Genomic DNA, 7,706 nt, shown 5'->3' on the forward strand with positions numbered 1-7,706 from the left:
CTCTTCGGGAAAGGCCTTGGGCATGATGAACATCCTTCCACCCGCGAGGTTAATCCTCACAGGTCAGGAGTCAACCAAACCTTCAGCAGTCCCTTTTATGGGGTGCGACCTCCTTCAAATTCGGCGGATCGGACCGTGACGAAGCCGCAGTTCTGTCACTACAACGGAACGTTCGAGCAGTACATTTACACAGCGGCGTGGGTCGAATACCTAGTGCGGCACCTGGCCAACGAAGAGGAGTACGCCGCAGTGCGTGCCTGGCGTGTACCGCCCCAGTCTGTTGCCGATGCCCCGACCCCCTAAACAGGCGTCGCTCGGTTACATAAGTGACTTACCGAAACGGCTCTACAGGCTTGGAACCTCTCAACTTCTAAGGACCACCTGACCAACGCAAGCACTCAACCCTCCGCTCTAAGCCAGAGCTGGTAACTAGCCCGTTGACGCGGTGTGCTTCACTTTGCGTCGCCTACCCGTTTGGCAAATCCTTGCAGAAGTTCCTCTGCCCTGGTTTGACTCGGCGTCATCGCTCGCGGAGGGTTGATATTCACGGGCACTAGTGCCCGTTCGTTGAGCTTGTCGAGTTCAAGACGGTATGTGTTGCGTAGACGCCGGAAGTCGAGTGCATCTCGTGATGCCGGCTTCTTTCGCGCACTGATCAGGCCAGCCCCCCGGAGTTCGCGGAGGCCTTTACTTCTTGTGTCTTCGCTGATCGCATAGATCTTTTGCGCGTGCGATGGGCTGAACCATAGGTCTACAGTCCGGTGATCACGTTGCCCTAGCTCTGCGAACAGCACGAGGAGCATGGCGACAGCTGCTCCTGACAGTGTTGCAATCCATCCGTTGGTCCAGAGAGTGTCAGGCACCTGAATGTAACGGTGTCGCCATTCATTTCCGGTACCCCTGGCCTTGTTGTAGGCGTCGCCGGGCAGCTTGTAGGGATCGCCTGATCCGCCTTCATCGAGCAGTGTGATCCTGCTGGGCTGCCCAGGAGAAGTCCGAATCCAAATGAGTTCGGCTGCTTCCAGTGCTGACATTGCTTGCCGTACCCGCCTTGTACCCCGCCCTTCAGGATCGTCCAGGCCTAAGAGAAGAGCCCAAACACGCGCCGGGTAAGACAGGTCATGCGGTGGGTTTACTGCAAACCATAAGAAACTGAGCTCAAGCTTCAATCGCACTTCCCCGCCGCGCCCTCCTCGAAGAAGCCGGGCCAGCGGTGGATTTTCCCCAGCCTCTCGCACCGAATCGTTTGAACCGATGAATGCCACCCGGATGGGGGCGCGGTCCCGCTTTCCTAAACGTCCCTTAATGAGGCGTGCGATCTCCAGGCTGTCGTCGCTGGGTTCCTTGTAATGCGGCGTTTTCCCTGCTGCGAGCTCGGTCATCACGTGGCCATCCGTCATAGGTGATATGTGGCAATATATGGATATCTAATGCTACCGGCTGCAAACCACGGTGTCGATTGGGTGCAAGTGTAAGGGTGCTTTACCGGTTTACGCATTGGTATCCGGTCGGTATGTTGCACTGTAGGGGGTCTGCATGGTAGAGTTTATAGTGGAGTTTTGACAGTCTATAGCGGGTTATGTTACAATGGAGTATGTAGTCCCGCTTTTATTGAGAGGGTCCCGACAAGGGGTCGGACAGCCTTCGGAGATGTGGGTAGGGCTAGATACCGCGTGGTGTCTGATCTTCCAGTGGCATCCCCTTTTGGGGAACCGGAAGGTTAGCTCCATGCGCAGCTATCAACAAAGCCGCATGCCCTACCGAACAGCAGGTCCCGACAAGGGGTCGGACAGCCTGAACCACTCGGAAGTAGGGCATTCGGTCTTTAACCCCCTGCCTCGGTCGAGGCTAAGCAGTGATCATGTGCTTATGGCCCGCGCGTTGAGGTGTCCTCTCCATGCAGGCGCCGTATGTTAGATGCATGCCAGCGCCCTTCCCTGATAACGTCACCGCCATCACCAGCGCCCGCCCTAAGGTCTTGGAGTTCTTCGCCGGCGTGGGACTGGCTCGAATGGGCTTGGAACGAGCTGGATTCTGTGTGACTTGGGCGAACGACTACGAACCCGACAAACACGCCATGTATTCCACCCATTTCAGAGACGACGAACTGGGGAACCCACATACCTTTGAGCTCGGGGACGTCTTCGCAGTTGACCGGGCAGCGTTACCCAGGGATGCTGCCCTTGCCTGGGGGTCATCTCCCTGCACAGACCTCTCCCTCGCCGGGTCGCGAGGTGGCATCCGCGCTGGAGAATCAAACGCATTCTGGGGTTTCATCGAAGTCCTCCGCGACCTCGACGACGACCGCCCAGCCGTAGCAGTCCTTGAGAACGTCGTCGGACTGGCAACTAGCCACGGAGGCGATGACCTCGCCGCCGCGATCCGTGCATTCAATGACCTCGGATATTCCGTGGATGTCCTAGTCATCGACGCCCGACGTTTCATTCCGCAGTCGCGGCCGCGCCTGTTTCTCGTCGGTGCACAGAACCCTCCGGAGGGCGCAGCAACCCCTGACTCCAGTTTGCGACCGGACTACCTATCGTGGGTTTTCAGTGATGACACCCTCGAAACCCATCAGATGGAGTTACCGGAGTTACCGGCCCCGTTGACAGCTGGCCTGGACGACTACATAGAGACAATGCCCGTAGCCGATGAGCGCTGGTGGGACAAGGAGCGAACCGATGCCTTCATCAAGTCGCTCTCTCCTGTACAAGCAAGCCGGCTAAGTGCCCTACGACGAGCTTCTGGTGTCACATACCGGACGGCATACCGTCGCACCAGGAATGGTGTTGCAACGTGGGAAGTGCGACCGGATGACATATCGGGGTGTCTTCGGACGGCGCGTGGAGGGTCCTCAAAGCAGGCCGTCGTGAGGGTCGGCAACAGCCGGGTGCATGTCCGTTGGATGACACCATTGGAATACGCAAGGCTTATGGGCGCGGAAGACTACAACCTCATAGGAGCCCGCACGAATCAGGCACTCTTTGCCTTCGGCGACGCAGTCGCAGTGCCGGCCGTCGAGTGGCTTGGGAAGCATTATCTGATGCCGTTGGTCAAGGATTCTTCGGTGGTGCGTTCTTCGGCGGTGTCCCTTGTCCAGTAAGGGCGCAGCATCACACACTCCCCGGCCACGAAAGCCCGTCAAAAAGAGTCTTCCAGCCGATGATGTCCGACGGTTCAGGGAATCCTTGGATGATTTTCAACGCGCAACCGACGGGGAGGGTCGTAAATGGGTTGACGCGAAGTGGGGCATCTACGCCTTCTACGACTACGACGGCGAACCCATTTACGTCGGTCAAACGAACGAACAGCTGCGCACAAGAATCAGACGCCACCTAACCAATCAGCGTACGGATGCTGTGGCTATGCGGATTCTTGATGTGTTCGAAGTGGCGGAGGTTGAAGTATGGCCTATCTGGGAGCTAGAAGACGTTGCCGGCGGGAACAAGGAAGCCAAAAAGCAGCTCGACGCATTTGAGTACAGTGCCTATCTTGATGCGATTGCGAACTCGCGGTTCAAGGCCATCCTCAACGAGAAGATCCCGCCAGTTTCGGATCGCGTCGCCATGCCATCCTCCTTACGTTGGAAACTTGTCGACAACGAAACTCGTGCAGAGCGCGGTCACCCTGATATCCGCATCGCTAGGCGCGCAGAAACGATCGCGCGACTGACAGCCGTCGCTCGCGAACGAGGAGAGGTCACCGAAGGCTTGCGCCGGGTGATCGTTGTGCAAGCAGTCCGTCTGGCATACATCTCAGCCGTCCGTCTCGCTCAAGCCGAAGGACGTCCGACACCGGTTGCCGAAGCCATCAACATCCAGGAACTGGTCGGCACGGTCCTCTTCGAGCAATCCGACCCGGACGGTGAAACCGATACAGATGAAATGGAGTCTGTAGACGATGAGTGAACTGGCACCCGATGATCCCCGCCACGGCACAACCAACGGGTATGGGAACCATCACTGTCGCTGTGAGCGCTGCCGGGCCGCACATGCTGCCAAGCACTCTGAATACATGCGTAAGGTCCGCTCGGACCAGTCTCTAGTGCAGCCCGACGCGCAACACGGCACCCCCTACCGTTACGACGTTGGATGCCGGTGTGCGGAATGCCGCACCGCACACAACGAAAAGTCACGCGCGACTAAAGCTCGGATACGACAAAGGGCACCTGTCCGGTAGTCAAGGCTTTACAGCAACGCCCGCATACGGCTAGCTCAGCGCTCTTTACCGGCAACACGTCGTGTTCCAAGGCGTCGAATCCGCCGTGGTTTCGGGGATCATTGTCGGATGCGTACCCTGAGGACTGATCGTTTATCACTTCGCCCGTGGGAGCCGGAGGACGCTAATTTCGTTTACGATCTGTACTCGCGCTGGGAGGTTCAGCGTTTCATCGGTTTGGTTCCGCGAATGATGGAAGATCGGTCCGAAGCCGACCGGCTGATAGCTAAGTGTCGAGAACTCAATCATTCTGTCCACGGTTTTTGGGCCGTCGAGCGATTAGAGGATGCCCGACTTGTAGGGACCATCCTGTTGAAGGGGATACCTGCATCTGGCGAACCACCGCTCCAGCCTTCCGGAGAAACGGAGATCGGCTGGCACTTTCATCCTGATTTCTGGGGAAATGGATACGCCACGGAAGCGGCGTCGGCGGTACTTGCTCACGGTTTCAGAGAGGGACTTCACCGAGTCATCGCAGCCACATCTGCTGAAAATTCGGCTTCCCAGAATGTCTGCAGACGCATCGGGATGAAGCATCAGGGGACGACGAACAGCTATTACAACGCGAACTGTGAACTTTTTCTCGCAGAGGACGTGGCTCCGTGATCTCACATCGCTGAGGAGCTCTCCGCGGCGTTTAACCAGCTCGAACCAGCGACCGGACACGACACCAACGGATACACCAGACACCAGGTCGCCGACCCCTCCCCAGCCGTGTGATTCGATGGGATCCATGACGAGCGATCCTCCCGCTGCCGTGGACCGGGACGTGGGCCGATTGCGGGCGGCATTGGAGAACGCTGTGCCGGACAAGGACGACTCGAATCTTCTGATCGGGACCTGGAATGTGCGGGCGTTCGGGGATCTGACCGAGAAGTGGACAGCCGGATCCCGGGATTCCCCGAAACGGGACCTCCATGCCATGTCGTGCATCGCCGAGATCGCGTCCCGGTTCGATGTGCTGGCCATGCAGGAGGTCCGCCGGAACACCACCGCCCTGCAATACCTGATGGGCCTGCTGGGCCCGGAATGGCGGTTCATCACCTCCGATGTCACCGAAGGCTCCGCCGGTAACGGTGAACGCCTGACCTACCTGTACGACACGGCCCGGGTCCAGCCCTCCGGGCTGGTCGGTGAGATCGTCCTACCACCCGGAACCGACGGCCCGGTAGCCCAGTTCGCCCGGACCCCGTACGCGGCCGGGTTCACCCGCGGCCAGGCCGGGTTCGTGCTGACCAGCGTGCACGTGCTGTGGGGTGACAGGCCCGCGGACCGGCTGCCCGAAGTGACAGCGTTCGCCCAGTGGATGCGGGACTGGGCCGAACGCCCCGATGACTGGAACGAAAACCTCCTCGTCCTGGGAGACTTCAACCTCGACCGCATCGGCGACCCGTTGTATGAGGCGTTCGTGTCCACCGGACTGTGGGCACCGACCGAGCTGGACACGGTGCCGCGCACCATCTTCGACAACGACAAGACCAGGCACTACTACGACCAGATCGCCTGGTTCTCCAAACCAGACGGGACCAGCATGCTCCAAACCCTCACCTACACCGGCCGCGCCGGGCACGTCGACTTCCTCCCCCACATCCTCACAGGGTTAACGAAGAATGAGGTGTCCTGGCGGATCTCCGACCACTACCCCCTCTGGGCAGAATTCAGCACCTGAGCTTCACCCGCTGCTCAGCTACCCTTCTGCCTCTCACCCGCCGCGAGTCGAGCGGACCAATTGAATGCCCGGCCAGCCGCCCGACCAGCGGGAACTCGCCCTCGAAGAGATGAACGATGCTCTAAAGACCGCGTCTAAGCTGGCGGCACCACCTTCGATGCTCGAAACTTCGCCCCAGCCATCCAAAATATGACAACGCCTGCTGTGTCTATGGGAATCCAAAACTCACGAGGGAAATCCACCGGAATGAAGGGGTTGAAAACAACGGCAAAGGCCGTAAATATGAGAACCCAGCGTGTTCCAGCTAGCGAGTTAGCAAGAACTGCCATCCAGACAGCCGCAGCGGTCACAGCCCACCGGGCGACCACATATAACTCGTAAGGCCCACCGAGGATCGTCAACACGCAAAATACGACCCCGATAACCGCCGGAGCCATTCCCGGATAAACCGTAACGAGAGGCACCCCATCTAGCTGCTTTTCTGTGTACCCAGGAGCCGCAGGGTACCGCCTCGTGGCATGCAGATATGGGTCAAAACCCTGTGACTCGTAGGGAACACCGTCGATTGGAACGGGCGGCTGCTGCACAGTCGCTGCAGGTAAGCGTTGTGCGGCGTCACTCCCGGCACTTTTTGGGACCGCAGCGGCACAAACCGTCAGCGAACGCACATAAATCCAGGTATCCAAGGGCACCCACTGAAGGCCGGGATATTTGGCCATAAGGCTCGTTCCTACTAAGAGCTGGACTGGCACGACGCTGGGTGCCGATCCCTGAGAACTCGCAACTTCGATTAGGCCTTCGTTTCGTAGCTGAGCCTGCACCGCCGTATCTCCGCGTAAAACGACCTCCTGCTTGGCCTCCATCGACAAGTTTCCTGGGGTACCTACATGCACCTGCATAATGCGACGCGCATCCTCTGGACGATCAGCGCTGGAGGTCATGTTCAATACTAAAACGCACGATCTGCCCCAAGGAGAGTGATTCTTCTGTCCTTTTCGCCCTCCACAGGGGGTTGAACGTCCGATGTTCGGCTGTGGACAGGTCGTCGCTAGGTCGAGGACCAGATCAACGTTAGTCAGCACCACCTGATAGAACACGTGTTCTAATTTTAATGTGCAGGATGACGGATGGAAAAGGCGATGCCGGCACCCGTACGAATGGGGGGAAACGTACGGGAACCGACATCTGGTGATCAAGCCTACGGACCGAGCCGGTGGGAGGAAAGCCATGTTCGCCGAAGGCGTGCCGCCAGCAGCTGAGGTGGAGGAATGGTGGCGGTGGGTGAAAACGCACGATATCGCCGGCATTATGACCGCCTGCTGGATCAGTGGATCGAGCAGCTCGTGATGCGCGAAGAACCAATCATGCTCACCGAAGCCGAGCTTGACCTGGAGCATCATCCTGCCCGGGATTTCCACCCCTCACGGCGGGTAAATGTGTGGATCCGCTACCCCTCGCAGGCGTACCTGGTGCAGGCCCACGCCACCGCGTGGACAGCAACAGCGATCCGGATCTGGTTCTTTGAGCCGAAGATCAGAATCCACCGGGAGGGCTGGGTGTGGCGCAGCTCCGTCACCCCGGCCGACCCTGACGAGAACCAGCCAGCCGCCGGGTGGGGTTAGGCCTGGTCAGTGGTTTCCTCTGTCAGTTCGCCGCGGCGGAGGGCGTCGGCGGTGCGGGTGTAGGCGGCAGCAATGTAGTCCTCGAGTTTCGTGCGTTCGATGCGCCATTGCCCGCGGTTATCTTCAGTGCAGTTTATGGTGCTTGTTTCATGAGAATCGATCAGGTTCACCCCCGATTCTCAGTGCCTCCCGTTCAA

At 58.8% G+C, this 7,706-nt stretch carries 9 protein-coding genes; 6 read left to right on the forward strand and 3 right to left on the reverse strand.

Features of this window, described 5'->3' with window-relative positions; genetic code table 11:
* Positions 1-135 precede the first annotated feature (135 nt).
* On the forward strand, positions 136-303 hold the full coding sequence (locus BLS52_RS18610) for a hypothetical protein (RefSeq protein WP_175460236.1): 168 nt from the start codon (positions 136-138) through the stop codon (positions 301-303).
* Positions 304-452: 149 nt separating this feature from the next.
* Here BLS52_RS18610 and BLS52_RS18405 read toward each other — a convergent pair whose 3' ends face one another.
* Positions 453-1,382, reverse strand: coding sequence for a hypothetical protein (locus BLS52_RS18405; RefSeq protein WP_139186327.1), 930 nt, complete (start codon positions 1,380-1,382; stop codon positions 453-455).
* 539 nt (positions 1,383-1,921) lie between these two features.
* Between BLS52_RS18405 and BLS52_RS17865 the strand changes: the two genes are divergently transcribed.
* From BLS52_RS17865 to BLS52_RS17880, 4 genes are all read left to right on the forward strand, one after another.
* Positions 1,922-3,103: a DNA cytosine methyltransferase gene (locus BLS52_RS17865; RefSeq protein ID WP_090588516.1), complete on the forward strand. Its 1,182-nt coding sequence runs from the start codon at positions 1,922-1,924 to the stop codon at positions 3,101-3,103.
* A gap of 85 nt (positions 3,104-3,188) precedes the next feature.
* Positions 3,189-3,908, forward strand: a complete 720-nt coding sequence (locus BLS52_RS17870) for a GIY-YIG nuclease family protein (protein WP_245702940.1) — start codon at positions 3,189-3,191, stop codon at positions 3,906-3,908.
* 379 nt (positions 3,909-4,287) lie between these two features.
* Positions 4,288-4,824, forward strand: coding sequence for a GNAT family N-acetyltransferase (locus BLS52_RS17875; RefSeq protein WP_090588511.1), 537 nt, complete (start codon positions 4,288-4,290; stop codon positions 4,822-4,824).
* Between the two features lie 127 nt (positions 4,825-4,951).
* Positions 4,952-5,887 (forward strand): endonuclease/exonuclease/phosphatase family protein, encoded by a 936-nt coding sequence (locus BLS52_RS17880; RefSeq protein WP_090588518.1) that lies wholly within the window; start codon positions 4,952-4,954, stop codon positions 5,885-5,887.
* A gap of 134 nt (positions 5,888-6,021) precedes the next feature.
* Here BLS52_RS17880 and BLS52_RS19175 read toward each other — a convergent pair whose 3' ends face one another.
* Positions 6,022-7,284: a DUF6804 family protein gene (locus tag BLS52_RS19175; protein WP_425425054.1), complete on the reverse strand. Its 1,263-nt coding sequence runs from the start codon at positions 7,282-7,284 to the stop codon at positions 6,022-6,024.
* Between BLS52_RS19175 and BLS52_RS17890 the strand changes: the two genes are divergently transcribed.
* The gene (locus BLS52_RS17890) at positions 7,165-7,509 is read left to right on the forward strand and encodes a hypothetical protein (protein ID WP_139186328.1); all 345 of its coding nucleotides are present in this window, start codon (positions 7,165-7,167) and stop codon (positions 7,507-7,509) included. The genes BLS52_RS19175 and BLS52_RS17890 overlap by 120 nt on opposite strands.
* Here the strand turns inward: BLS52_RS17890 and BLS52_RS18615 are convergent.
* Positions 7,506-7,679, reverse strand: a complete 174-nt coding sequence (locus BLS52_RS18615; RefSeq protein WP_175460237.1) for a hypothetical protein — start codon at positions 7,677-7,679, stop codon at positions 7,506-7,508. The genes BLS52_RS17890 and BLS52_RS18615 overlap by 4 nt on opposite strands.
* Between the last annotated feature and the right edge of the window lie 27 nt (positions 7,680-7,706).

Source organism: Arthrobacter subterraneus, assembly GCF_900099735.1.
Lineage (GTDB): Bacteria > Actinomycetota > Actinomycetes > Actinomycetales > Micrococcaceae > Arthrobacter_D > Arthrobacter_D subterraneus.

What these genes read in the sequence shown, in the direction of transcription:
- BLS52_RS18405 (WP_139186327.1), bottom strand. Translation starts at nt 1,382, where the DNA reads ATGACCGAGCTCGCAGCAGGGAAAACGCCGCATTACAAGGAACCCAGC.
- BLS52_RS17865 (WP_090588516.1), top strand. Translation starts at nt 1,922, where the DNA reads ATGCCAGCGCCCTTCCCTGATAACGTCACCGCCATCACCAGCGCCCGC.
- BLS52_RS17875 (WP_090588511.1), top strand. Translation starts at nt 4,288, where the DNA reads ATGCGTACCCTGAGGACTGATCGTTTATCACTTCGCCCGTGGGAGCCG.
- BLS52_RS17880 (WP_090588518.1), top strand. Translation starts at nt 4,952, where the DNA reads ATGACGAGCGATCCTCCCGCTGCCGTGGACCGGGACGTGGGCCGATTG.
- BLS52_RS19175 (WP_425425054.1), bottom strand. Translation starts at nt 7,284, where the DNA reads ATGCTCCAGGTCAAGCTCGGCTTCGGTGAGCATGATTGGTTCTTCGCG.